The 23,164-nt window shown below is 71.8% G+C and carries 23 protein-coding genes; 7 read left to right on the forward strand and 16 right to left on the reverse strand.

The features are described from left to right. Window positions 1-86: 86 nt before the first annotated feature. The gene (locus ADK57_RS42915; RefSeq protein ID WP_053755196.1) at window positions 87-695 is read right to left on the reverse strand and encodes an HAD family hydrolase; all 609 of its coding nucleotides are present in this window, start codon (window positions 693-695) and stop codon (window positions 87-89) included. Window positions 696-920: 225 nt separating this feature from the next. Between ADK57_RS42915 and ADK57_RS42920 the strand changes: the two genes are divergently transcribed. The 3 genes from ADK57_RS42920 (at window position 921) to ADK57_RS42930 (ending at window position 4,168) form a co-directional block, all read left to right on the forward strand. After that, window positions 921-1,301: a DoxX family protein gene (locus ADK57_RS42920; protein WP_053755197.1), complete on the forward strand. Its 381-nt coding sequence runs from the start codon at window positions 921-923 to the stop codon at window positions 1,299-1,301. Next, window positions 1,298-1,765, forward strand: a complete 468-nt coding sequence (locus ADK57_RS42925) for a peroxiredoxin (RefSeq protein WP_053755198.1) — start codon at window positions 1,298-1,300, stop codon at window positions 1,763-1,765. The genes ADK57_RS42920 and ADK57_RS42925 overlap by 4 nt, the downstream gene beginning before the upstream one ends. A gap of 63 nt (window positions 1,766-1,828) precedes the next feature. Then, window positions 1,829-4,168, forward strand: coding sequence for a SpoIIE family protein phosphatase (locus ADK57_RS42930; protein WP_053755199.1), 2,340 nt, complete (start codon window positions 1,829-1,831; stop codon window positions 4,166-4,168). Here the strand turns inward: ADK57_RS42930 and ADK57_RS42935 are convergent, their stop codons facing one another. The 3 genes from ADK57_RS42935 to ADK57_RS42945 form a co-directional block, all read right to left on the reverse strand. Next, window positions 4,169-4,603: a cupin gene (locus tag ADK57_RS42935; protein ID WP_053755200.1), complete on the reverse strand. Its 435-nt coding sequence runs from the start codon at window positions 4,601-4,603 to the stop codon at window positions 4,169-4,171. It lies immediately after the preceding gene. A gap of 322 nt (window positions 4,604-4,925) precedes the next feature. Then, window positions 4,926-5,528, reverse strand: coding sequence for a DNA polymerase ligase N-terminal domain-containing protein (locus ADK57_RS42940; protein ID WP_053755201.1), 603 nt, complete (start codon window positions 5,526-5,528; stop codon window positions 4,926-4,928). A gap of 75 nt (window positions 5,529-5,603) precedes the next feature. Further along, window positions 5,604-6,434 carry an aldo/keto reductase gene (locus ADK57_RS42945; RefSeq protein WP_053755202.1) on the reverse strand — a complete coding sequence of 277 codons (831 nt, stop codon included), beginning with the start codon at window positions 6,432-6,434 and terminating at the stop codon, window positions 5,604-5,606. Window positions 6,435-6,640: 206 nt separating this feature from the next. Between ADK57_RS42945 and ADK57_RS50305 the strand changes: the two genes are divergently transcribed. Together ADK57_RS50305 and ADK57_RS42955 are read left to right on the forward strand one after the other, a co-directional pair. Then, entirely contained in the window at window positions 6,641-7,198 is a 558-nt protein-coding gene (locus tag ADK57_RS50305; protein WP_159050238.1) for a HEAT repeat domain-containing protein, read from the forward strand. Window positions 7,199-7,299: 101 nt separating this feature from the next. After that, a complete protein-coding gene (locus ADK57_RS42955) occupies window positions 7,300-8,274 on the forward strand; it encodes a TauD/TfdA dioxygenase family protein (protein WP_053755204.1) in 975 nt (324 codons plus the stop codon). A gap of 2 nt (window positions 8,275-8,276) precedes the next feature. Here the strand turns inward: ADK57_RS42955 and ADK57_RS42960 are convergent, their stop codons facing one another. The 6 genes from ADK57_RS42960 to ADK57_RS42985 all read right to left on the reverse strand — a co-directional run bounded on the left by ADK57_RS42960 (window position 8,277) and on the right by ADK57_RS42985 (window position 14,492). Then, a complete protein-coding gene (locus ADK57_RS42960) occupies window positions 8,277-9,305 on the reverse strand; it encodes an LLM class flavin-dependent oxidoreductase (RefSeq protein ID WP_053755205.1) in 1,029 nt (342 codons plus the stop codon). A 72-nt stretch (window positions 9,306-9,377) separates the two neighbouring features. Next, the gene (locus ADK57_RS42965) at window positions 9,378-10,892 is read right to left on the reverse strand and encodes a metallophosphoesterase family protein (protein WP_053755206.1); all 1,515 of its coding nucleotides are present in this window, start codon (window positions 10,890-10,892) and stop codon (window positions 9,378-9,380) included. A 47-nt stretch (window positions 10,893-10,939) separates the two neighbouring features. Next, window positions 10,940-11,821, reverse strand: coding sequence for an MHYT domain-containing protein (locus ADK57_RS42970; protein ID WP_053755207.1), 882 nt, complete (start codon window positions 11,819-11,821; stop codon window positions 10,940-10,942). Between the two features lie 228 nt (window positions 11,822-12,049). Continuing rightward, entirely contained in the window at window positions 12,050-12,805 is a 756-nt protein-coding gene (locus ADK57_RS42975; protein WP_053755208.1) for a dienelactone hydrolase family protein, read from the reverse strand. Window positions 12,806-12,949: 144 nt separating this feature from the next. Beyond that, window positions 12,950-13,570, reverse strand: a complete 621-nt coding sequence (locus tag ADK57_RS42980; protein WP_053755209.1) for an L-threonylcarbamoyladenylate synthase — start codon at window positions 13,568-13,570, stop codon at window positions 12,950-12,952. Between the two features lie 52 nt (window positions 13,571-13,622). Next, window positions 13,623-14,492 (reverse strand): LysR family transcriptional regulator, encoded by an 870-nt coding sequence (locus ADK57_RS42985; RefSeq protein WP_053755210.1) that lies wholly within the window; start codon window positions 14,490-14,492, stop codon window positions 13,623-13,625. A 99-nt stretch (window positions 14,493-14,591) separates the two neighbouring features. Between ADK57_RS42985 and ADK57_RS42990 the strand changes: the two genes are divergently transcribed. Further along, window positions 14,592-15,587: an aldo/keto reductase gene (locus tag ADK57_RS42990; RefSeq protein WP_053755211.1), complete on the forward strand. Its 996-nt coding sequence runs from the start codon at window positions 14,592-14,594 to the stop codon at window positions 15,585-15,587. Window positions 15,588-15,743: 156 nt separating this feature from the next. Then, window positions 15,744-17,276, forward strand: a complete 1,533-nt coding sequence (locus tag ADK57_RS42995; RefSeq protein ID WP_053755219.1) for a helix-turn-helix domain-containing protein — start codon at window positions 15,744-15,746, stop codon at window positions 17,274-17,276. Between the two features lie 136 nt (window positions 17,277-17,412). Here ADK57_RS42995 and ADK57_RS43000 read toward each other — a convergent pair whose 3' ends face one another. The 6 genes from ADK57_RS43000 to ADK57_RS43025 are packed head-to-tail and all read right to left on the reverse strand — an operon-like array spanning window position 17,413 to window position 22,707. Beyond that, window positions 17,413-18,648: a cytochrome P450 family protein gene (locus tag ADK57_RS43000; RefSeq protein WP_053755212.1), complete on the reverse strand. Its 1,236-nt coding sequence runs from the start codon at window positions 18,646-18,648 to the stop codon at window positions 17,413-17,415. Further along, a complete protein-coding gene (locus ADK57_RS43005) occupies window positions 18,645-19,883 on the reverse strand; it encodes a cytochrome P450 (protein WP_053755213.1) in 1,239 nt (412 codons plus the stop codon). Before ADK57_RS43005 ends, ADK57_RS43000 begins: the two co-directional genes overlap by 4 nt. Then, window positions 19,880-20,488 carry a GTP-binding protein gene (locus ADK57_RS43010; RefSeq protein WP_053755214.1) on the reverse strand — a complete coding sequence of 203 codons (609 nt, stop codon included), beginning with the start codon at window positions 20,486-20,488 and terminating at the stop codon, window positions 19,880-19,882. The genes ADK57_RS43005 and ADK57_RS43010 overlap by 4 nt, the downstream gene beginning before the upstream one ends. Next, on the reverse strand, window positions 20,460-20,834 hold the full coding sequence (locus ADK57_RS43015) for a DUF742 domain-containing protein (RefSeq protein WP_053755215.1): 375 nt from the start codon (window positions 20,832-20,834) through the stop codon (window positions 20,460-20,462). The genes ADK57_RS43010 and ADK57_RS43015 overlap by 29 nt, the downstream gene beginning before the upstream one ends. Further along, complete coding sequence (locus tag ADK57_RS43020; RefSeq protein WP_053755216.1) at window positions 20,831-21,253, reverse strand: roadblock/LC7 domain-containing protein; 423 nt, start codon at window positions 21,251-21,253, stop codon at window positions 20,831-20,833. The genes ADK57_RS43015 and ADK57_RS43020 overlap by 4 nt, the downstream gene beginning before the upstream one ends. Then, window positions 21,250-22,707: an ATP-binding protein gene (locus ADK57_RS43025; RefSeq protein ID WP_053755217.1), complete on the reverse strand. Its 1,458-nt coding sequence runs from the start codon at window positions 22,705-22,707 to the stop codon at window positions 21,250-21,252. The genes ADK57_RS43020 and ADK57_RS43025 overlap by 4 nt, the downstream gene beginning before the upstream one ends. Window positions 22,708-23,164: the final 457 nt, after the last annotated feature.

The following is a 23,164-nucleotide window of genomic DNA, read 5'->3' on the forward strand; positions in this document are numbered from 1 at the left end:
CCGACCCACTCACCCATCGCCACACAACGAGTCTGGCCCTGCCGCTCACGCGGCAGGGCCAGAACCCCAAGATCTTCATCAGCCTTCTAGGGCCTGTCCAGATGCGCGGCGATGCGCGCGATCGTCCCCGCGTTGCCCTCGAAGAGGTGCGCCCGCATCCCGGCAGTGCGGGCGGCCTCCACGTTCGGCGGGAAGTCGTCGACGAAGAGACAGTCCCGCGCCCGGACCCCCAGTCGGGCGCAGGCGATGGCGAAGGCCCGCGGATCGGGCTTGCACACGCCGATCTCATGGGAGTAGACGATCTCGTCGACGAGCCGGTCGAACCGGTACCGCGCGACCTCCCGCTCACGGGCGCCCACGAAGCTGTTGCTGAGAATGCCCAGCCGGCAGCGCGTGCGCAGCCCCGCCACCAGGTCGATGAGCTCGGTGTTCGCCGTTCCCAGGTACTCCTCCCACAGGTCGGCCATGAACGCCTCGACCTCCCGCGGGCCGAGCCCGAGCCGGGCGGCCACGCCCGCGTGCACCTCGCCCTCGCCGATCGTCCCGACGGCCCCCGCCTCCCAGACGTCGGCCAGCCGCTCGTCCACACTTCCCGGCGCCAGTCCGAGCCGTTCGTCCCAGCGGGCCGGCCATCCCGTTCGGGGTGTGATCTCCAGAACCCCTCCGATGTCGAGCATCACGCAGCGCGTGCTCATGGAAGTTCCCCTCGCCGACTGAGCAGGTCTGCCCCCACCGTCGGCCTTCACCGTTGGAGAAGGTCAAGTGGAGAGGGGCCGTTGGTGCGGCGGCGTTGAGAGGGGCGCGAGGAGAGGGCGCCGAGGGGATCGCCCGAGGAGAGGGGGCGCGAGGAGAGGGGGCGGCGGGCCCACGGTCCTCTACCGTCCAGTAATATCGCGCGGCAGGTCATCAGAGGAGGAACCGTGTCCCGGTCCGAACGCTCGCCCCTGCTGCTCGCCGGCCTGTTGGCCGCCGCGGGTGTCGCCCACTTCGCCACTCCACGCTCGTTCGACGCGACCATCCCGCGCAGCCTGCCGGGCACGCCCAGGACCTGGACGTACGCCAGCGGAGCCGCCGAACTGGCGCTGGCCGCGGGCATCGCCGCACCGCGCACCCGGCGGGCGGCCGCGCTGGCCACCGCCGCGTTCTTCGTCGGCGTGTTCCCCGCCAACGTCAAGATGGCCGTGGACTGGCGCCACCGCCCCGCCCCCCTGAAGGCCGCCGCCATCGGGCGGCTGCCGCTCCAGGTACCCCTCGTCCTGTGGGCCCGCAGCGTCGCGCAGAGCGGGGAGGGCCGGTCGTGAGCGGACGCACAGAGGTGGGCGACAAGATCGAGGACTTCACGCTGCCGGACGAGACCGGCACGCCCCGCAGCCTGTCCGGACTGCTTGCCGACGGACCCGTCGTGCTGTTCTTCTACCCCGCCGCCCTCACCCCCGGCTGCACCGCGGAGGCCTGCCACTTCCGCGACCTGGCCGCCGAGTTCGCCGCCGTCGGCGCCCGGCCCGTCGGCATCAGCGGCGACGCGGTCGAACGCCAGCAGGAGTTCGCCGGACAGCACAACCTCGGCATGCCCCTGCTGTCCGACCCCGAGGGAAAGGTCCGGGAGTCGTTCGGCGTGAAGCGGGGCTTCTCCCTCGCTCCCACCAAGCGGATCACCTTCGTCATAGCGGAGGACCGGACGGTCCTGGAGGTCGTCCGCAGCGAACTGCGGATGAACACCCACGCCGACCGGGCCCTCGACGCGCTACGCGCCCACCGCGCCTGAGAGACGGCCCCAAAGGGCGCATCACGGTTGATGCGGTGCCACAAAGGGACCATCCTGGATGATATGGAGCAGGCCTCCGCTGCGGCGGTCACCGATGCCCGGGGCATCGTGACGGGGTGGAGCGACGGTGCCCGGCGGCTGACGGGATACCCGGCCGAGGAGGTCGTGGGACGCTCGGCGCGGGAACTGCTCGCCGAGGACCCCCCGGACCGGGCCCTGGCGGCCCTGACCGGCACCGTCGTCCTCAGACACCGGGACGGCTCCCCCGTCACGCTCGGCCTGAGGGCACAGCCCGTACTGGGCGCCGACGGCACCCCGAACGGTTACGTCATCACCGCCGACCGGCCCGGCGAGGGCGAGACGACGCTCGCCGGGCAGGCCTTCCAGCAGGCGTCCGTGTCCATGTCGGTCTTCGACACCCGGCAGCACTATCTGCGCCTCAACGACACCGCCTGCCGGGTGATGGGCGTGCCGGAGGAGGCCCTGCTCGGCAGGCACTTCCCGGAGAGCGTGGAGAACGCCGAGTACAGCCGGGGCTTCCACAGCAACCTGCGCCAGGTCGCCGAGACGGGCCGGCCGGTCCGCTACGAGAGCTTCACCGGCGCGCCCGCCCTCAACCGGGAGCATGCCTGGACCACCGAGATGTGGCCCGTACGGGACGCCTCCGGCGAAGTGACCGGAGTCGCCCTGGTGGCGCTCGACAGCAGTGACCAGTACTGGGCCCGGCAGCGCCTCGCGCTGCTGAACGAGGCGTCGGCCGCCATCGGCACCACCCTGGACGTGGTGCGCACCGCCGAGGAACTGGTGGAACTCCTGGTCCCGCGGTACGCCGACTTCGCCAGCGTGGATCTGCTGGATTGGGTCCTCGGGGCGGACGAACCGCCCACAGTGCTCACCGGCGACTTTCTCCTGCGCCGCATCGCGCACGGCTCCGCCACCGAGGGCACACCGGAGGCCGCCGTACGCCTGGGCGGGGCGGACGTCTATCCCGCGTACTCGCCGCCCGCGAGGGCGCTGCGGCAGGGGCGGGCGGTCCTCAGTCAGGCGGGCGAACCGGACTTCATGCGGTGGGTCGCCGAGCGCAACGCGCGCGCCCCCGCGGGCGGACCCCAGCGCAGAGGAGCCCACTCGGTGCTCGCGGTGCCGCTGCGCGCCCGCGGCACCACGCTGGGTGTCGCGGTGGGCGTCCGGATCGCCAACCCGGAGGACTACGGCGACGACGACGCCGTCCTCGCCGAGGAACTCGCCAGCCGCGCCGCCGTCTGCATCGACAACGCCCGCCGCTTCGCCCGCGAACGCACCACCGCCCTGGCGCTCCAGCACAGCCTGCTGCCCCGGGACCTGCCCGGACAGGCGGTGGTCGAGGTGGCCCACCGCTACCTGCCGTCCGGCTCGGTGGCCGGCATCGGCGGCGACTGGTTCGACGTGATCCCGCTCTCCGGCAGCCGGGTCGCCCTGGTGGTCGGCGACGTCGTCGGCCACGGCATCGCCTCGTCGGCGACGATGGGCCGCCTTTGTACGGCCGTCCGCACCCTCGCCGACGTCGACCTGCCGCCGGACGAACTCCTCACCCACCTCGACGACCTGGTCACCCACCTCGCGTCCGACGACACCGACGAGGAGGCCGCGGAACTCGGCGCCACCTGCCTCTACGCCGTCTACGACCCCGTCTCCCGCCGCCTCACCCTGGCCGCCGCCGGCCACCCCCCGCCGGCCCTCGTCCTGCCCGACGGCACCGCACGGCTCATCCCGCTGACCGCGGGCCCGCCACTCGGCGTCGGCGGCCTGCCCTTCGAGGCCAGCGAGGTGGAACTGCCCGAGGGCGCCGTCGTCGCCCTGTATACCGACGGCCTCATCGAGGACCGGGACCGCGACGTCGACCACGCCACCGACGAACTGTGCCGCGCCCTGACCGCCCGTACCGACACCCTCGACGCCCTGTGCGACACCGTGCTGAAGGCCGTACTGCCGGAGGAGCCCAGCGACGACGTGGCCCTGCTGCTGGCCCGCACCCGGGCGCTGGGCGCGGACCGCGTCGCCACCTGGGACGTCACGCCGGACCCCGCCCACGTGGCCGCGACCCGGCAGGCCGCCACCGAGCAACTCACCGCGTGGGGACTGGACGAGGCCGCCTTCGTCACCGAACTCGTCGTCAGCGAACTGGTCACCAACGCGATCCGCTACGGCGAACCGCCCATCCAGCTACGGCTGATCCGCGATCGCACCCTCATCTGCGAGGTCTCCGACGGCAGTTCCACCTCCCCGCACCTGCGCCGCGCCCACGTCTTCGACGAGGGAGGCCGCGGACTGCTGCTGGTCGCCCAGCTCACGCAGCGCTGGGGCAGCCGGCAGACCGGCAGCGGCAAGACCATCTGGGCCGAGCAGACACTGATTCCGGACTGATCACTCGAACGGGCAGCCCGGGTTCGGCACGTCCTCGGAGAACGGCGAGCCGTGCGGCAGTACGTACAGCACGTCGAGCACCAGCGTCGTGTCGCCCAGGTTCCTGCCGAGGTGCACATCGCTCGGCCCGCCCGGCTCGCGCACGGTGGTGCCCTGCGGATAGACGCCGTCGGTGGCGCAGTCGGGGTGGTAGTGGGTGAGGGTGCCCTGCTTCACGTACCCGTACACCGGGCCGTCGTGGTAGTGCCAGCCGGTTGCCTGACCCGGCGGAACGGTGATCTCTCTCAGTACGTAGTCGGTGTCCCCGACGGTCTTCTGCGCGATCAGCCGGGCGGTCACCCCCGGGCCCGGCGGGGTCGCGTGGGCGCTGCCGCCCACGAAGACGGTGGCGGTGACGACGGCGCCGGTCATGGCAGTGCGAAGCGGGCTGCGCATACGGAAGGCCTCCTGGCTCGGGTTCACAGGCAAGGTCGTGCCGCTGCGAACTTAGAGGCACCGAGAGCCTGTTGCGAGCGTATTCCGCGGATCACCCCGTTGTCCGGGGGCGTGGCCGCCCGCTCGCGCACCACGTACCAGGTCGAAGACGTGGTACGTCACCGCGACACCGCTCGCCTCGGCGTCCTGCCGGCGGGTCGGCCCTATGTGCTGCCGGAGCCGTGCGCGAAGTCGGTGCGGCAGCACCCGTACTCCGTCAAGCCTCCGCTCGAAAACCCACCCCTCGTCGGGGAACTCCCGCCGGCCGCTCGGGCGCCGCGACTCATGTCTCCCCGCCGTCGGCGGCGACCTGGGCGAGGGTGCGGCCGGAGCGCGCGGACCGGGCCCGGTGCGGGTCGGGCGTGCCGTGCGCCCGGGCGCGTCCCTCGGACGCCTTCACCAGCAGCCAGGACTCGTCGTTCCCGCCGCGGAAGCGGGTCAGGGCGTACTCGCCGCGCAGCTTCGCGCCGTGCAGCCGGAACGAGGCGTGCCCGTGCTCCAGGGACTCCCCGAAGTCGACGGGCCGGCCCTTCCGGTCGTGGCTCAGCGGCTCGTACGTGCCGTGGTCCCAGACGATGACCGTGCCGCCGCCGTACTCACCCTTCGGGATCACCCCCTCGAACTCCTCGTACTCCAGCGGGTGATCCTCGGTGGGCACGGCGAGCCGCTTGTCCTTCGGGTCGTCGGAGGGCCCCTTCGGGATCGACCAGGACTTCAGAACGTCGTCCACCTGGAGCCGGAAGTCGAAGTGGAGGGTGCTCGCGTCATGGATCTGCACGACGAACCGGGGTTCCTCGCCGGACGAGTCCTGTCGCCCCTGCGGCTCGCCGGTCCGGTCGAAGTCCCGCTTGCCGTGGTAGTCCCGCAGCCGGTCACGCTCACCCACGGTCGGCTCCCTTCCGGGCGCCCCGCGCCATCGAGGCCGCCCTGTCGCACGGCCCCCGAGTACCCCGCCGCCGACTCAGAACTCCTCGTGCGTCTCCGGATCCCCGCCGAGCCGCCGGTGGGCACGGTCGGCGATCGCCGTCATCTGGGCCGGGCCCAGTTCGAAGCCGAATACGTCGAGGTTGTGGCGCTGCCGCTCGGGGTCCGCCGACTTCGGGATGGGGATCGCGCCGAGCTGGACGTGCCAGCGCAGGACGACCTGGCCGGGCGTCACCCCGTGGGCCTCGGCGACCCTGGCCACGACGGGGTCCTCCAGCAGCGCCGAGCCCCGGCCCAGCGGGCTCCAGCTCTCGGTCAGGACGCCCTTGTCGGCATGGAAGGCGCGCAGCTCGTCCTGCGGGAAGAAGGGGTGCAGCTCGATCTGGTTGACGGCGGGCAGGACGCCGGTCTCCTTCTCCAGGCGATCGATGTGTTCGGCCGTGAAGTTGGAGACGCCGATCGAGCGCACGAGCCCCTCCTCGCGCAGCCTGATCATGGCCTTCCAGGAGTCGACGTACTTGTCGACGCGGGGCAGCGGCCAGTGGATCAGGTACAGGTCCACGTGGTCCAGGCCGAGGCGGGCGCGGGACTCCTCGAAGGAGGCGAGGGTCTCCTCGTAGCCTTGGTGCCGGCCGGGGAGCTTGGTCGTCACCACGATCTCCTCGCGGGGCACCCCGCTGCCGGCCACACCACGGCCGACACCGGTCTCGTTGCGATAGTTCGTCGCCGTGTCGACCAGGCGGTAGCCGGCCTCCAGCGCACTGCGTACCGCCTGCTCCGCCTGCGTGTCGTCCATCGGCCAGGTGCCGAGGCCGAGAGCGGGGATCGTCGTGCCGTCGTTGAGCGTGTGGGTCGGGATGCTGATCACTGGGGGCCTTCCCTCGGCTGTGTCGTACATCCAGCGTCACGGATGGGGTGGGCGTTGGCCAACCGGACGGGCGGGGACGAGGGCAGCGCGGCGGTGTTCGAGAACGTGGTGATACGGGAGTTCACGGTCTGAGCCGGGCGCCGGAAAAGGGTTTTGGACCGCTGGAGCAGGGCGCGCACACTCGTCCCAGGAGAACGGAGGGCGACATGTCGACAACCGGTATCCCTGACAGCCTCCTCGTCGACGCGCTGGGCAGCGAGCCACGCCGTCCGGGCGCCTTTCGCGCACTGCTGAGCCGTGGCCCGGAGGCCGTACCGGCCATCCGTCGAGGGATGTACCACCCCGAGGCGAGGGTGCGCGAGCAGTGCTGCAAGCTGCTGGACGAACTACTCGTCCCGGAGGCCGTGGGCGACCTCACCGCCCTGCTCGACGATCCCGGCGCCCGGGTGCGGATCGCCGCCCTGCACGCCCTGTCCTGCGAGCGCTGCAAGGCGGACGCGGACGCCTGCCGGCCCGACCGCGCCCTGCTCCTGCCGCGGGCCGTGCGTGTCCTGCACGACGATCCGGCCCCTCAGGTCAGGGCCTACGCGGTCGAACTCGTGGCCCTGTGGGTGCACGCCGACGCCGACGCCCTCGCCGCGCTGGTGCGGGCCCGCGACGCCGACCCTTCGCCTGCCGTGCGCAAGAAGGCGGGCCGGCACACGCCCGGCGGTCCCATCCACCGCCGCACCGCGCCCAAGGCCGCCCGCATGTCACGGAGGTGACGCCCCGTCGGGGCCCTGTCGCCAAGCACGGCGAACGCTGCCACGATCTTCATGGAGCCGGGACCGAACCGGGCCGGCAGGGACGGACCATCGGAGCGTGTATGACGACGGACAGGGCCACTGCGGACCGCTCGGACGAGGTCACGGGGATCGAGGTGAAGCCGGCCGCCGGACACATCGGCGCCGAGATCACCGGCGTCGACCTGGCCGACGACCTCGACGACACCGCGGTCACCGCGATCCGGGCGGCGGTGCTGCGCTGGAAGGTGGTGTTCTTCCGGGGGCAGACGCTGGACCACACGGGGCACGTCGCGTTCGCCCGCCGCTTCGGCGAACCGGTCGTGCTGCCCAGGCGCGGGAGCGCCTCACCGTCGGACTTCCCCGAGATCGAGACGACCGCCGACCGGCTGGAGCTGGGCGGCAGGTTCGGCATGGAGCACGACGAATGGCTGCAACGCCGACGGCACACCCTGCTGCGGGGCTGGCACTGCGACCACGGTGCCCGCATCGACCCGCCGGCCGCGACGATCCTGCGCGCGGAGACCGTCCCGCCGTACGGCGGCGACACCACCTGGTCCAACCTGGCGGCCGCGTACGCCGGACTCTCCGGTCCCGTCAGGGAGTTCGTCGACGGGCTCCGGGCCGAGCACCGGCTCGGCGTCGGCTATCAGCCGCGGCCCGGCGACGACGCGTACGTCCGGCATCTGCTGGACCATCAGGTCGCCTCGCTGCACCCCCTGGTGCGCGTCCACCCGGAGACGGGGGAGCGGATCCTGTACGTCAACGGCTACTACGTCGAGCAGATCGCCGACCTCTCCCGCGCCGAGAGCGCCGCGATCCTGGAGATGCTCATGGAGCAGGCGACCCGGCCCGAATACACCGTCCGGTTCCGCTGGGAGCCGGGCAGCGTGGCCTTCTGGGACAACCGGGCCACCATCCATCTCGCGCCCGGTGACAACGCCCACCTCGGATTCCCCCGGACCATGCACCGGGTGATGCTCACCGGAGACGTCCCGGTCGGGGTGGACGGCAAGCCGTCGGAGGCGATCGTCGGGACCGAGCCCGGACGCTGGTGACCTCACCCGGAAGGCTGCCACCCCAGTGCCGGGCCCAGCCGCGTCGCGATGTCGGTGAGGATCTGCACGTAGTCCTCGTGCTCGAAAGTGAAGGGCAACGCGAACGCGACCTCGTCGACCTCGCGGAACGCGGCGTGCGCGTTCAGCCGCTCGGTGATCTCGTCCGACGTGCCGACGATGTCGGGCGCGAACATCAGACGCGCCGGGCCCTGCGGCAACGCGGTACGAGGGGTGCGCTTCGCCGCGTACTCCTCGTACTTGGCGCGCTGACCGGGCGAGGCGGAGTCGGTGGGGATGACGACGAGGCCCTGGGAGACGCGGGCGGCCTCGCCGTCGGGGTGGACGGCACGGAAGGCACGGATGTGCGACAGCTGGATCTTGGCGAAGTCCGGTGCTCCCTCGGCCTCTTCCGCCTTGACGACGCTGCTGACCAGGAAGTTCATCCCGTGCTCGCCGGCCCACTTCGCCGAGCCCAGGCTGCCGCCGCCGTACCAGAGGCGGCGGCCCAGCCCGGGGGAGTGCGGCTGCACCCGGTCGCTGAACACCTCGAACCCCTCGACCCCGCTGAAGTCGGTGGCCGGTTCCCCGCGCACGAAGTCCAGGAGCCGCCGCACCCGCTCGTAGCCGAAGTCCTCCGCGTCCGCCGTGTCCGGGTAGAGCGCTTCCTTGAGCTGGTCGTAGTGTCTCGGCGGGCCCACGCTCACCCCGGGGTTGAGACGGCCGCCGGACAGCAGGTCGACCGTCGCCAGGTCCTCGGCCAGCCGCAGCGGGTTCTCCCAGCCCAGCGGGATGACCGCGGTGCCGAGTTCGATACGGCGGGTGCGCTGCGAGGCCGCCGCCAGGACGGCGACGGGGGAGGAGATGCCGTACTGGAGATGGCGGTGGCGCAGCCACGCGCTGTCGAATCCCAGCCGCTCGCCCAGCTCGATGATCTCCAGCGTGGACTCGTGGCCCCGGCGCGGATCCTCCTCGTCGAACAGCCCGATGGTCAGGAAGCCGAGTTTGCGCAGCGGTCGAGAGGTCGGCGGCACGGGCTCCTCCAACGGTCGTGTCGTACTGCGGTGCTGTCCGGATTGTCGCAGGCGGTGGCCGTACGACCGCGATCAGGCCGGCGGAACCGGCAGCGGGATGGTCACCTCGTCCTCGATCGGCGGCTCGATCTCCTGGGCGCGGTTGCCGGTGGCCGCGTAGCAGCGCAGCCGGACCGTCTCCGGGGTGACGTCCAGACGCAGGAAGCACTTGAAGAACGGCGGGCTGTACGTGGCCGAGCTCGGCGAGAACAACTGCGTGTAGATCTTTCGGACCGGGAGCCGGAACCGTGAGGTGCGGTCGGGCCGGCCTCCTGCGCCCAGCAGACTGGCGACGAGACGCGTACGCCGGGTGATCCGCGCGGACTCGCCGGGCGTACGGGTCGGCGGGATGCCGAGCCGTTCGGCGATCACGGCCGTCGCCTCGGCCTCGGCGAGGGTGAAGAAGCGGCGCAGGCGCAGCCGACGGCCGTAGAGCCTGCTGTAGAAGGCGAGGGAGTCGCCGCGCAGCGGATAGCAGCGGAAGTCCTTCTCGGTGACGTTCGCGACCGAGACGTGGGGGATGGTGTGGGTGGCGTGCATGAACGCGCCGCCGCCGCCCGAGACGACGTACTGGATGGTGCGGCCGTCCACCTGCACCGGGTAGCGCTGGTAGTTGTGGATGTCGCCGCCTATCGCGGCCACGTAGTGGTGGTCCGGGTCGCGGACGATGTCGTCGACCGTGCCGCCGCCGTCGATCGCGCAGGGGTGGTGCTCGCCGTCCACGTACAGAGGCGATCCGGTGATCAGGATCTTCGGGCGGGGGCCCCGGGAGACCTCGCGCAGCCAGGCGCCCTGTTCGGCGTCGATGGTGCCCAGCAGGCCCGTGTCGATGCCTATGATCCGCACCGGTCCGGCGTCGATGGCCCAGTACGGGCCGGGCTGGCCGGCCTGTTGGGTCGTCGTCGAGCGCAACTGCCTTACCTGGTCGAGGCGTTGGCCGTCGTTCGCACGGGGGCGGTGCCACAGCAGGGACCGCAGCCAGGCGCGGGTGAGGGGGCGGGGCTTGGGCTCCGGTTCGAGGGGCGGGGCGTCGTCGCAGAAGACGCGCATGAAGGCGCCGAGGTCCTCGTACCAGTCGTGGTTGCCGGGTATCGCGTAGATCGGTGCCCGGTATTCCTGGTACGGGCGGAAGAACTTCGTGCCGTAGTCGTCCGCGCTGCCCACCGGGTAGATCACGTCACTGGCGACCACCGCGAAACGCGTGTCCTGACCGACCTTCAGAAACCCGGGCACGACGGCGTACTGAGGGTCGTCGCCCTCGCCCGTGTCGCCGATGACCATGAAGGAGAACCGGTCGGGGTCGTCGCGCCGGATCACCTTGTCGGCGGGTGCGCCGACCGCCGCCCGCTGCGCCACCCACCGGCTGCGGGTACGACCCGTGGGGTCCCCGAACCAGGACGCCACGACGCCGTTGCGGGCGGCCCACAGCGTTCTCGGGTCGAGCCAGGAGATCTTCTCGACCTTCTGCGGCAGGAGTTGCCGGTACTCACCGGGTTCTGCGGAGCCCCAGCCGGCGCCTTCGGCGGTATCGCGTGAAGAATCAGACACCGGTGCACCGTAACAACGATCTAGAACCGGCCGGGAGTTGGGTCAGCTCACCGGCGGCGGCTGCGTGGTCGAGCCTCGTACGGCTCCCGCGGTCGCGGTACGGCACCGGCCGTCTTCTCGAAGGCGGAGCCGGACGGTTCGGCGGGTGCAGGCGCGGTGGCCCGTCCGAGCGGCGCGGACCGGCCCCGGTCGCCGTCGCCCAGGACCAGCAGCGGGTCGAACATCACCACCACCCCCGCGAGTACGAGGAAGATGACCGGCCCCACCAGCATGGGTAACAGCAGCGAGTGGGGCGAGTCGCCGGCCCAGGTGCCGCCCCCTGCTCCGTGCACGTGGACACTGACGGCGGCCATTCCCGTGTAGTGCATCCCGGACACGGCCACGCCCATGATGAGACTGGCCCCGAGGCTCGTCAGGAAACCGCGGATCGTGACGGCCGCCCACAGGGCCGCGGTGGCGGCGACGATCGCGATCAGCACCGAGAGCGCGACGACGAGCGGGTCGTAGTGCACGTCGCCGTTCAGGTGCATCGCCGCCATGCCCAGGTAGTGCATCGCGGCGACACCGAGACCGGTGACGACGCCCGCGGCGCACAGCGTGACCGCGCTCGCACCGCGATAGCCCACGATGAACACGCCGATGCCGACCACGACGATCGCCACGGCCAGACTGAGCACCGTCAGGGCCACGTCGTAACGGATCCGGGTCTCCTCGACCTGGAAACCGATCATGGCGATGAAGTGCATCGTCCAGATGCCGCAGCCGATCGAGGCCGCGCCGAGGCCCAGCCAGCCTGCCTTCCACGACTGATTGTCGAGCAGGGACCGGACTGTGCAGCGCAGTCCCAGGGCCCCTCCCAGACAGGCCATCACATAGGCCGCCAATGGGGTCACCACCCCATAGCGGAACCCGTCAACCGTGCCTTCCATATGCCAGCTCCCCCAGAGTCACGGCTTGTGGGGGAAGAGTTACGGGTAGGGGCCAAGTAAAGCAAGCGGTTCCTAGAGGTAACCGGGGGTAAGAGTTCAACTCGCGGGTGGCAGGGTTCGACTCCGGTCACACAGAGGCGAGTTCAAGCCAGATGCGCTCTTCGGGGCGCCCCGTGTGAGAAGAGTGGGAAGCTCCACCGCACGTAAGCCCCGCGCGACGACACCGGATCAGAAGGTGCGCTTCAGGAGATCGAGCAGGGCCGCCCAGTGCCGCTCGTCGCCCGCCCGGTCGTACGACGAGGTGTCGGCCTGCGTGTAACCGTGGTGCGCGCCCGCATAGACCTCGCAGGTGTGGCGGACACCGGCCGTGGTGAGCGCCTCCTCCAGGCGCTCCATCTGCTCGACGGGCAGCGACGGGTCCTGGTCGGCGTGTCCGAAGTACAGCTCGGCGGTGACCTTGCCGGCCACCAGGTGCGGGCTGTCCGGGGCGTCGGTCGCCAGCCGCCCGCCGTGGAAACCGGCCGCGGCCGCGACCCGGTCCGGGTAGGTGCCGGCGGTGAGGAGGGCCAGCCGGGCGCCCATGCAGTAGCCGGTGATGGCGATCGGGCCGTCGGCGGCCACGGGGGAGTCGGCCAGAGTGCGCAGATACGCGCCCGCGTCCCGCATCGCCGGTTCCGGCGTCAGCGCCTGAATGATCGGGCTGATCCGCTCGAAGATCTCCGGCCGGGCGCCGGGATCGATGAACTCCGGCAGATCGACCACGGGGGCGCGTCCGTGACGGTAGAACACGTTGGGGACCAGCACCGTGTAGCCGGCCTCGGCCAGCCGGTCGGCCATGGACGTCAGCTGCGGCCGCAGCCCGAAGGCGTCCATGTAGAGGAGAACCGCCGGATGGGGGCGGCCGTCACCGGGATGCGCCAGATACGCGTCCGCGGTGCCGTCGTCGGTGGGGATGTCGACTGCGGTTCCCTGTACAGCGGTCATGGCTGGGACTGCCTCTCTTGGGGTCGGCCGGCGAGGCCACCCGGACGGCCGGGCGGATCATGGTCATCGTGACACGCCTGGTCAGGGGCCCGTCCCGCGCCCCTTCTCCCCTGACCCCGTCGTGAACGCCCCTTGGTGAATCGGTTACTCGAACCGTGACGTGTCGCCCGCGCCCTTGCGGATGATCTCCGCCTCGCCGCCCGAGAAGTCGATGACCGTCGTCGGCTCGGTGCCGCAGTCCCCGGAGTCGACCACCGCGTCCAGGACGTGGTCCAGCCGGTCCTTGATCTCCCAGCCCTGCGTCATCGGCTCCTCCTCGTCCGGCAGCAGCAGCGTGCTGGACAGCAGCGGCTCACCGAGCTCGGTGAGCAGGGCCTGGGTGACGACGTGGTCGGGGATGCGCACGCCGACCGTCTTCTTCTTCGGATGCTGGAGCATGCGCGGCACCTCCTTCGTCGCCGGGAGGATGAAGGTGTAGCTGCCGGGCGTCGACGCCTTGATCGCGCGGAAGACGTCGTTGTCGACCCGGACGAACTGGCCGAGCTGCGCGAAGTCCTGGCACACGAGGGTGAAGTGGTGCCGGTCGTCCAGCCGGCGGATCGTCCGGATCCGGTCGATGCCGTCACGGCTGCCCAGCCGGCAGCCCAGTGCGTAGCAGGAGTCCGTCGGGTACGCGATGAGCGCACCCGAGCGGACACTGTCGGCGACCTGGGAGATGGTGCGCGGTTGCGGGTTGTCGGGGTGCACGTCGAAGTACTTGGCCATCCGTCGAGCTTATGCGGTACGCGGGCGACGAGCGCTCAGGCCCGGGGTGGCCTCAGGCCGGCGGCGTGAACGCGGCCACGAACTCCGCCACCTCGGGCCGGGCGTCGTCCGCCCGCCACACCAGGGCCAGCTCCGCCGGTGCCAGCCCCCGGACCGGACGGAACACCACGTCGGGGCGCGGGTACAGCCGCGCGTTGCCCTCCGCCAGCAGGACCACGCCCAGCCCGGAGGCCACGGCCTCGAAGGTGTCGGCGGGCGACGTCACCTCGGTGCCGATCCGGGGCTCACGGCCCTCGCGCGCATCGGTGGCCAGCCAGAAGTCCCGCACCGGCCCGGCCGCGAGGGGCAGCGCCACGAAGGGTTCGTCGACGAGGTCGGCGAAGTCCACCTCCGGCAGGCCGGCCAGCCGGTGGTCGGGCGGCAGGGCCACCCAGCGGCTCTCGCGGACCAGCGTGCGGGACACGAGACCGGGCGCCGGAAGCGGCAGCCACAGGAACGCGACGTCCGAGCCCCCGTCGCCGAGGCCGGCGGTCGGGTCCTCCCAGCTGACCAGCCGGAGGGAGATCCGCCAGCCCTGGTCCCGGAACCGGGCCAGCGCCTCGCGCTGCAGGTCACGACCGACGGCCGTCTGCATGCCGACGGTGAGTGAGAACGTCGAACCTGCGGCCCGCGCCTCCCGCCACGCCTCGTCCCAGGCAGCCACCAGCTCCCGCGCCTTCGGGAGCAGAACCTGCCCCTGGGGTGTCAACACGACCTCGCGGGGCCTGCGTTCCAGCAGCGGGAAGCCCAGCTGCCGCTCCAGTGCCCGGATCTGTTTCGACAGGGCGGGCTGTGAGATGAAGAGCTTCTGGGCGGCGACGGTGAAGTGCAGATGCTCCGCGAGCACCGTGAAGTACCGAAGGTCGCGCACATGAACGTCCATAGCCAACGGTTATAGCCACATGTCTTGGACGGCGGCAGGGAACCGGGGACACGCTGGGCCACAAGAGATCACACGGGACCGGACGACCAGGAGCACCCGATGACCACCCTGCCCCAGCGCTTCCTCGGCGACCTCGAGACTTCCGCGATCGGCTTCGGCGCGATGGTGCTGTCGCCCGGCATGTACGGCGAGATCGACGACGAGCGCGCGATCGCCGCGCTGCACACCGCCCTCGACGAGGGCACCACCCTCATCGACACCTCCGACGGCTACGGCGCCGACGGCCACAACGAACGCCTCGTCGGCGAGGCCCTCAAGGGCCACCGGGACGGCGTGACCGTCGCCACCAAGTTCGGCTTCCGCGTCCCCGAGGGCGCCGAGGGCCACCGCTTCCCGGTGTCGTACGCCTTCGGCGAGCTCGCCGTGAACGCCGAGCCACGGTACGTACGCGGATACGCCGAGCAGTCGCTGCGCAACCTGGGCACGGATGTGATCGACCTGTACTACCCGCACTTCCCCGACCCGCAGGTCCCGCTGGAGGACACCGTCGGCGCCGTCGCGGACCTCGTGAAGGACGGCCTGGTGCGCCACCTGGGCCTGTCGAACGTGACGGCGGACCAACTGCGCCGGGCCCACGCGGTCCACCCGGTCGCCGCGGTGCAGACACAGTGGTCGATGTGGCAGCCCGCCGAGCCCGAACTGCGTGCCGCCGCCCGAGAATTGGGCGTCGGGATCGTGGCCTGGAGTCCGCTCGGCAGCGGGTTCCTGGCCGGCAAGGTGGACAACCTCGCCGAGGGCGACTTCCGCCGCAACATCTCCCGCTTCGACGAGGCCAACCTCAAGTCCAACAACGACCGTTACGCCCCCTTGCGTGGCATGGCGGCCGACCTCGGCCTGACCCCGGGCCAGCTGGCGCTGGCGTGGCTGCTGCACCAGGACGACCACGTGGTGCCGATCCCCGGCAGCCGCACCCCGGCCCACATCGCCGAGAACCTCTCCGCGGCCCGCGTCGACCTGCATGCCGACACCCTCGCCCGCATCGACGAGGCCCTCGCCGGCTTCGACCCCCAGGGGACGGGCTCGCTGCTCGCCTGAGCCCCCGCGGCGAGCCGACTTGAGTCTGCCGGCGGCCAGGGGCAGGTTCGCCTACGCGACGGGACCAGCGCTCGCGCAGGGCGACCGCCCGCCAGGCGTGAGGTAACGTCCCCGACCGATGTGCCGGACGATGCGAGGGGCGAGGAGAAGGCCGACGTGGCAGGCCGAGAGGACGGATTCCGTCACACGGAGGTGAAGGGGACGCGGGACGTGGGGTGGGCGCAGGAGCTGCTCGACCATCTGCGGCCGACCGGGCGCGACGTACGCCGGGTCGTGGTGTGGCTCGCCGAGGCGGTGCAGGGCGAGGCATCCCTCCAGGACGACGCCGGCGCGCTCCTCGGCGGCACCCGGGTGCCCCTGGACGCGGACCTGGTCGCCGACATCGTCGCCGGGCGCATCGCCTCCGCCGCGTGGGAGGGAGAGGGCCGCCATCTGCGGATCGTCAGGGTGGAGCGGCCGGCCCCGTCCTCTGCCGGGGTGCTGTCCGTGGCGCGTACGAGCCCGTTCGACCGGCGGGCGTCCGATGTCGTGACGCACACGGCGCAGGTCATCGAGCTCCTGCTGCGGGCCCACGAGAGCGCCGCAGCCGGACGCCGACTGGAGCGGGCGACGTCCGACCTGAGGCTGGCGATCCTGCAACTGCTGATGGTGGAGGACCTCGTGTCCGCCCGCCGGGTCGCCGCGGGCCTGTGGCCGGGCCTGCTCGACACGGACACGGCCTGTGTCTACGTCCTCGAAGGCGACGCCGAGGAGCGCGACCGCATCGCCGAGGAGTGTCTCGTCGCGACGGGCGACCAGGCCCTCGTCGTGCGCTGCCCGGCCATGGACGGGCACGTGATCGTCGTGACCCCCGGCGAGGCCGGCGGGGAGGCCCTGCGGTCGCTCATCGACCGCAACCCCGGCGTGTTCCTCGGCGGCAGCGCCCGGCAGAGCCTGGCCCGCACCGCCACTGCCTACGGACAGGCCGTCAGCGCCCTCGCCGTCGCGCACTTCCGGCCGGACAAGGCGGCCGTCTACGCCGAACGCACCCACCCCGAACGCCTGATGGATCCCGTCGCCCTCCGCGACTGGACGGCCCACGTGCTGCACCCGCTCGACACCCTGCCGCACCACACCCGCGCCGAACTGCTCGCCACCACCCGGCTCGGCCTGGAGTTCACCGCCGTGAGCGCTGCCAAGGTCCTCGGGGTGAGCCGCAACACCGTCCGCGCCCGCATGGAACGCGTCGAGGGCCTGCTGGGCACGGACTTCTCCCACCTGACCGTCCGCGCCGCGGCCCACCTCGCCCTGAACACCCAGGTCGGCCTCGCCGAGATCCCCGCCGTGCGGGGCGCCGAGGAGTCAACCCCCACCCGGCTCGCCGATCTGCTCGCCGGGACCGCGGTACGGGCCTGGGCGCACGACTTCCTGGGCCGGCTGGACAGCGACGCCCGGGACCTGCGCCGGACGCTGCGCACCTGGATCGCCGCCGGTGGCAACTCCGAACGGGCCGCCCAGACTCTCGGCATGCACGCGCAGACCGTGCGCGAGCACGTCCGCGGCGCGGAACCCGTCCTCGAACGCCGGCTGCTCGCCGCCGGCAGCGATCTCTACGAGGTCGTCCTGGCCCACCTGGTCCTGGGCGACCTCGAACCACCCGTCCTCGACCGGGAGAAACCGGGCCATCCGGACTCACCTGTGCACGGGTGAGCCCTGTGCGCAGCACAGCGGGCATCGACGCGATTCACAACTGTTCCGTTTCACACGTAGGTTCTAGGCACCGCGGGGGCACGACCGGAACGGGGGACCGGTCGCGCTCCCGCGCGGTTCAGCCTGGTCGGCGGCGTCAGCCGCGCAGCCGTACCGGAATCTCCTGCCAGCCGAACGCGATGAACGACGGCACCTGCCGCAACTCGTCAGCTTCGACGGCGAGTCGCAGGTCCGGGAACCGCTCGAACAGCGCCGGCAGTGCGGTCAGAGCCTCCGTCCGGGCCAGCGGCGCACCGATGCACCGGTGCACGCCGATCCCGAACGCAAGGTGGTCGTCGGCCCCGCGCGCCGCGTCGAAGGCGTCCGCGTCCGGCCCGTAGTGCGCGGGGTCCAGCCCCGCGGCGGCGTACGTCGTGATGATCGCGTCCCCGGCCGGAACGGTGACGTCGCCGACCGTGAGGTCGGTGACGGCGAACCGCAGCGGCAGTGAGGCGATGGACGGGTGCACCCGCAGCGTCTCGTCGACGACCGCGTCCCAGGTGATCTCCCCGGACCGCAGGGCCCCCCGCTGCTCGGGATGCCGGAGCAGGGCGACGACGGCGTTGCCGATGAGGTTGACGGTGGTCTCGAACCCGGCGCCGATGACCAGCAGCAGCGTGTACAGCAGCTCCTCGTCGCTGAGCCGGTCGCCGTCCTCGTCCCGGACACGGATCAGCTCCGTGGTGAGGTCGTCGCCGGGGTGCTCGCTGCGGTGGGCGATGAGCGCGGGCAGTACCGTGCCGATCTGCTGCTGCACGAACGCGGCGTGTTCCGGGCTCGGGTCGGAGGTGTCCATGATGGCCGCGATCAGCCGCCCGGTGTCCGCCCGCAACTCCTCGGGCACGCCGAACAGTTCGCAGATGATCTGCATGGGCAGGGGATGAGCGAGAGCCGCCTTGATGTCGACGACGTCGGCGTCGGCCGTCTCCAGCGCGTCCAGCAGCTCCGCGGTGATCGCCTCCACCCGCGACCGCATGGCCTCGGTGCGCCGGTGCGTGAAACTCGGGGCGACCAGCTTGCGCAGCCGGGCGTGGTCGGCGCCGTACGTGGAGAGCATGTTCACCACGCCGACCCAGCCCAGGACCCAGCCCCAGGAAGGGTGTTCACCGATCTCGGGCCACAGCCGCCAGTGTTTGCGGGGGTCCCTGCTCACCTGTGGGTCGAGGATGAGGTTCTTGAGGACGTCGTAGCCGGTGGGGGCCCAGGCGGGGATGCCGCCGGGCAGCTCGACGGGCACGATCGGGCCGAGGGCGCGCAGCCGGGCGCTCTCGGCGGCGATGTCGGATCCGAACGGGTCGATGACGAAGCGGTCGATGCGGTCGGTCACGGTCACGACGGATCTCCTGGCTGATCGGGGGAGCGGGGGCTGAACCGGACGGGCAGTGACGTCAGCGAGCGGTGGAACGGGCCGGGCCGCCAGCTCAGGCGTTCGCGGGGCAGAACGGGTTCGAGGTCGGGCAGCCACTGGGTCAGCCGCTCGATCGCCTCGGTCGCGATGAGCAGCGTGTACTGCTTGACCGGGCAGGCGTGCGGGCCCGCAGACCACGACAGGTGCGAGGCGTCCTTGGGGTGGCGGCCGGCGGTGACGTCCTGCTCGGCGGCGTGCGCGAGCGCCCCGTAGGAGACCACGACCGGGACGGCCGCCCTGATCCACGCCCCGTGGAAGGTCACCGGCCTGCGGGCGTAGTGGATGCCGTAGTTCGCCAGCGGTGTCTCGTGGTGGAGCACCTCGACCACGGCGTCCATCACGGGACGGGCCCCGCTGGTGAGGGTGGAGTAGTAGAGCGGGTTGCCGAGGATGCGCGACAGCGCGTTGGACACCAGGTTCGCGGTCGGCTCGTGCCCGGCGCCGAGCGTGAGGAACACCTGCCAGGTGACCTCCTCCGGGGTCAGCCCGGCCGGATGGTCCAGGAGCCAGCTCGGCAGGTCGTCGCCGCGCCGCTCGGACTTGGCGGCGATCAGCTCCAGGACGTAGCCTCCGAACTCCGCCTCGCCCTGCGCCGCCTCGGCGCCGCCCTCCATCATCTTGCCCAGTGCCGAATCGAGCCGGGCGCTGTGACTGTCCGGCAGTCCGAAGAGGCTGTTGAACACCAACGCCATCAGCGGGCGCGCGAACTCGCCCACCAGGTCTGCCTCGCCGCGGGGCCCGATCCGGCGCACCAGCAGACGCACCGCCCGGTGCACTCGCGCCCGCAGGTCGTGCGGCTCGACCCGCTCGAAGGTGTCGATCAGCGAACCGCGGTACCGGAGGTGGGCGGTGCCGTCCGCGAACAGCGTGTTGGGGCGCCAGCGCATCATGCCCAGCACCGGCGAGTCGTCCGCGACCGTGGACTCCCACGGCCGGGGGTCGTGCGAGAACGTGTCCGTGTCGTTGAGCAGGTCCAGCGCGGCCCGCCGGTCCGTGACGACGTACGCCGGCACGCCCGGAGCCAACTCCGCCCAGCCGACCGGCCCTTGGGCGCGCAGGGCGGTGTAGTAGCGGTACGGGTCCAGCGCGAAGCCCTCCTCCCACAACCGCACGGGCGTCGAGAGGGAGAAGGCCTGCTGGGGCGGGGGATAGGTGGTCACCGGTTCTCCGGAGGGTGGCGGTCGATCAGGTGGTGGACCAGCGCGAGCAGCGCGTCGATCGAGGAGTTCGTGTCCCGGGCGTCGCACGTCACCATCGGCGTGCCCGGCTCCAGGTCCAGGGCGGCGCGCAACTGCGCCTCGGTGTGGTGGCCCGGCGCGTCCGGGAAGGCGTTGAACGCCACCGCGTACGGCAGCCCGGTCTCCTCCACCAGCCCGAGCACGTCGAACGACGCGTCGATGCGGCGGCTGTCGACCAGCACGAGGGCGCCGAGTGCCCCGTACGCGATGTCCTCCCACAGCGACCGGAACCGCTCCTGCCCGGGCGTGCCGAACAGGTACAGCACGATTCCGCCCGGCAGGCTGATCCGCCCGAAGTCGATGGCGACCGTCGTCGTCGACTTGTCCCGCACCCCGGCCAGATCGTCCACCTGCGCGGACGCCTCGCTGAGGTGTTCCTCGGTGTGCAGCGGACGGATCTCGGACACCGAGTCGATGAGCGTCGTCTTGCCCACCCCGAACGGGCCCGCGACCAGGATCTTCACCAAGTCGCGGGCGGTATCGGGCAGGTGGATGCCGCTAGTCGTGCTTGAGGGCGCGGAGGCCATCGGCCACTCTCTTCAGCAGGTCGGGGTCGAAGCGTTCGGCGGGCGGAATCGGCGCGCGGGCCAGTACCAGGTCCCGGTCGATCAGGTCTGCGGCCAGGACCCGCACCGCCGAGACCGGCAGCCGCAGCAGGGCGGCCGCCTCCATGACCGTCAGCGACCCGCCCTCCAGGGTGTCCAGGAGGGCGAGCGCGGCGGCGGGCAGATCGGCGGAGAGTCCGGCCGGCACCGGCACACCGCTGCCGGTGAGCACCGACAGCCGTTCCAGCTGCGGCCGGCTGGGCCGGGCCACGCCGCCCGTCGAGAGATACGCGGGAACCAAGGGACGGCCGGCACGGCGGCCGGTCATGCCGACGCGCCGCCGTCGGCTCCTCGGGCCGCCGCGGCCATCGTCTTCTCGCCCAGTCGCGCCACCTGCGAGTGCACCCGGTGCGCGAGCAGGTCGAGGCGCACCTCGCCGTCCCCGTACGCGGCCACACAGGTGCCGTGGTCCGTCGGCACGATCAGGACGTAACCGTGGTCCGACTCCACGACGACCTGCCGCACCTCGGCCCGGTCGGCGTCGGCGAACGCGGCGGCGGCGGTACGGCACGCGCCCTGCACGGTGCTCGTGATCGCGGCGACCCGCTCGGCCGAGGCCTGCGACAGGGCCTCCGTGTACCCCGTCACCAGCCCGTCCCTGGTCAGCAGGACGGCGGCGACGACATGCGGAATCTGCAGGATCGGTTCGAGCACCCACGCCGTGTCGCCCGCATCGCGGCTGGTCATCGAGCCGCTCCCCCTTCGTAGTCGGTCTGTTCGGTCTCGTGCCCGGTCACTTCCGGTACGGCGGTCTCCTTCGGTACGGCGATCCGCGTGGCGCCGGTGTCCTCGCGGGCCGCGGCGGTGCCGGACTGCAACGCGCCGAGCGCGGCCGCGGCCTCCTCCGGGCGGCGTACCGGCCGCTGCGGCGCCGGCGCGTCCGGAGGCGCGTCCGCGGCGGCGGCCCGCGTCCGGCGCCGCCGCTGCGGCAGCCCGCCCGCGTCGTGCGATGTCCGATGCCCCGATACGGCGGTGGCGGCGTCGTCGCTCGGCTCGGCTCCGTACCCGTGACTCTGCTCGGCCCCGTCGTACCCGCGGGAGACGGCAGCAGGTGCCTGTGGCGCGGCCCTGCGGGTCGAGCGCGGGGCGCTGGCCGCCGGCGGCTGCTCGGCGGGGTCGATCCGGCTCAGGAGATGGCTGTCGACCCGCAGCACCGCGCGCATCCCGCCGTAGGGCGACGGCGAGGACACGTCCACGCCCAGGTCGAACTGCCGGGTCAACTGGCCGATCGCCGCGAACCCCATGCGCGGCGGATCACCGAGGTCGGTGAGCAGGACCGGCTCGGAACCCGCCACCAGCCGCTGCGCGCGGGCTCGTTCGTCCTGTGTCATGCCGACACCGGCGTCGTCCACGGTGACGCAGACGCCGTGATGGACGTGCTCCAGGTTGACCACGACGTCGGTGTCCGGCGCGGAGTGCCGCAGCGCGTTGTCGAGGAGCTCCGCGACGATGATCGCGACCGGTTCGACGGCGTGCGAGACCAGAGCGGTGCCCGCTTCCAGATGGTTGTGCACCCGGACCCGGTGGTAGCCCGCGAGCCGGGCCTGGCCGCCGGTCACCGCCTCCACCAGATGCGACTCCTCGCGGGCGAGCCCGACCCAGGCCCCGCACACCACCGCGGCCACCTGCGCCCGGCGCAGCGACTGCTCGTTCTCGTGGTCCAGTTGGAACAGCGTCTGCGCCAACTCCGGCTCGTCATAGCGCTGTTGCAGACGGCGCAGCGCGTCCTGGAGCCGGTACAGCGCCGCCTGGATCTCGCGGGTGGCCCCGCGCATTCCGGCCTGCGCGGCCGCGTCGATCCGGGTGCGCTGCGCGGCCAGCTCGGCCCGCAGCCCTCTCAGCACGTGCTCCAGCGCGAGGCCCAGCGGCGCCCCCGAGATCTGCGGCTGCAACGGGCCCGGAACGACCACGTGCGGATGGGTCAGTTGACGTGCGGCGGCGGGAACACGCTGCGCCGCCAGATGCTCCACCTCGGCCGTGAACGCCCGTGAGACGCCGTCGAGTTGGATGCGCAACGCGGCGATCTCCGCGCTCTGGGCGGCCTGTTGGCGCCGTGACCGCAGTAACCCGCCGCCGAGGGCGAGCGCGGACAGTGTGCCGGCGGCGAGACCGCCGGCCACCAGGTCCGGTAATTCGATCATCGAATCGGTTCCAAGGGAAAGTCGGGGAGGGGTCCGGGGGAGGGTGAGGAGAAGCCGGGCAGCACAGAGCACGAAGCCCTCACGCGAGGCACCCGCAGCACAGTACACACCGTCATCGACCGATCTCGCACGGTCGATCGAAACATCGCTTCGAAACTGTCCGAGCTCTGTTCGCTTCTGTGGCAACTGTCGGAATTGGCCCGGACATCGAGGCGTGCTGCGGCACCCGGAGCCTTTCGCATGGCATGTCGTTGAGCTCTCAATTTCCGCTTGATACACAGGGTTTACACTGTGGCGTCCACTACGCCCGGTGGGACTCGCTAACGTGTTACTCGCCGGTAGCAAGCTGTATCGCGGCACCTCGGGCGAGTGGTCGAGAGGGACGGACGGGCAAGGGGGCCGGTCCGCCCGCGGCTTCCGCGTACGTATGACGGAGCCCTCGAACTCCAGTTCCTCG

Source organism: Streptomyces sp. MMG1533 (assembly GCF_001279775.1).
Classification (GTDB): domain Bacteria; phylum Actinomycetota; class Actinomycetes; order Streptomycetales; family Streptomycetaceae; genus Streptomyces.

Bases quoted from the DNA above. Each gene is read 5' to 3' on its own strand.
- ADK57_RS42915 (WP_053755196.1), bottom strand. From the start codon at position 695: ATGAGCACGCGCTGCGTGATGCTCGACATCGGAGGGGTTCTGGAGATC.
- ADK57_RS42930 (WP_053755199.1), top strand. From the start codon at position 1,829: ATGGAGCAGGCCTCCGCTGCGGCGGTCACCGATGCCCGGGGCATCGTG.
- ADK57_RS42935 (WP_053755200.1), bottom strand. From the start codon at position 4,603: ATGCGCAGCCCGCTTCGCACTGCCATGACCGGCGCCGTCGTCACCGCC.
- ADK57_RS50305 (WP_159050238.1), top strand. From the start codon at position 6,641: ATGTCGACAACCGGTATCCCTGACAGCCTCCTCGTCGACGCGCTGGGC.
- ADK57_RS42955 (WP_053755204.1), top strand. From the start codon at position 7,300: ATGACGACGGACAGGGCCACTGCGGACCGCTCGGACGAGGTCACGGGG.
- ADK57_RS42970 (WP_053755207.1), bottom strand. From the start codon at position 11,821: ATGGAAGGCACGGTTGACGGGTTCCGCTATGGGGTGGTGACCCCATTG.
- ADK57_RS42975 (WP_053755208.1), bottom strand. From the start codon at position 12,805: ATGACCGCTGTACAGGGAACCGCAGTCGACATCCCCACCGACGACGGC.
- ADK57_RS42980 (WP_053755209.1), bottom strand. From the start codon at position 13,570: ATGGCCAAGTACTTCGACGTGCACCCCGACAACCCGCAACCGCGCACC.
- ADK57_RS42985 (WP_053755210.1), bottom strand. From the start codon at position 14,492: ATGGACGTTCATGTGCGCGACCTTCGGTACTTCACGGTGCTCGCGGAG.
- ADK57_RS42990 (WP_053755211.1), top strand. From the start codon at position 14,592: ATGACCACCCTGCCCCAGCGCTTCCTCGGCGACCTCGAGACTTCCGCG.
- ADK57_RS43010 (WP_053755214.1), bottom strand. From the start codon at position 20,488: ATGGCCTCCGCGCCCTCAAGCACGACTAGCGGCATCCACCTGCCCGAT.
- ADK57_RS43015 (WP_053755215.1), bottom strand. From the start codon at position 20,834: ATGACCGGCCGCCGTGCCGGCCGTCCCTTGGTTCCCGCGTATCTCTCG.
- ADK57_RS43020 (WP_053755216.1), bottom strand. From the start codon at position 21,253: ATGACCAGCCGCGATGCGGGCGACACGGCGTGGGTGCTCGAACCGATC.
- ADK57_RS43025 (WP_053755217.1), bottom strand. From the start codon at position 22,707: ATGATCGAATTACCGGACCTGGTGGCCGGCGGTCTCGCCGCCGGCACA.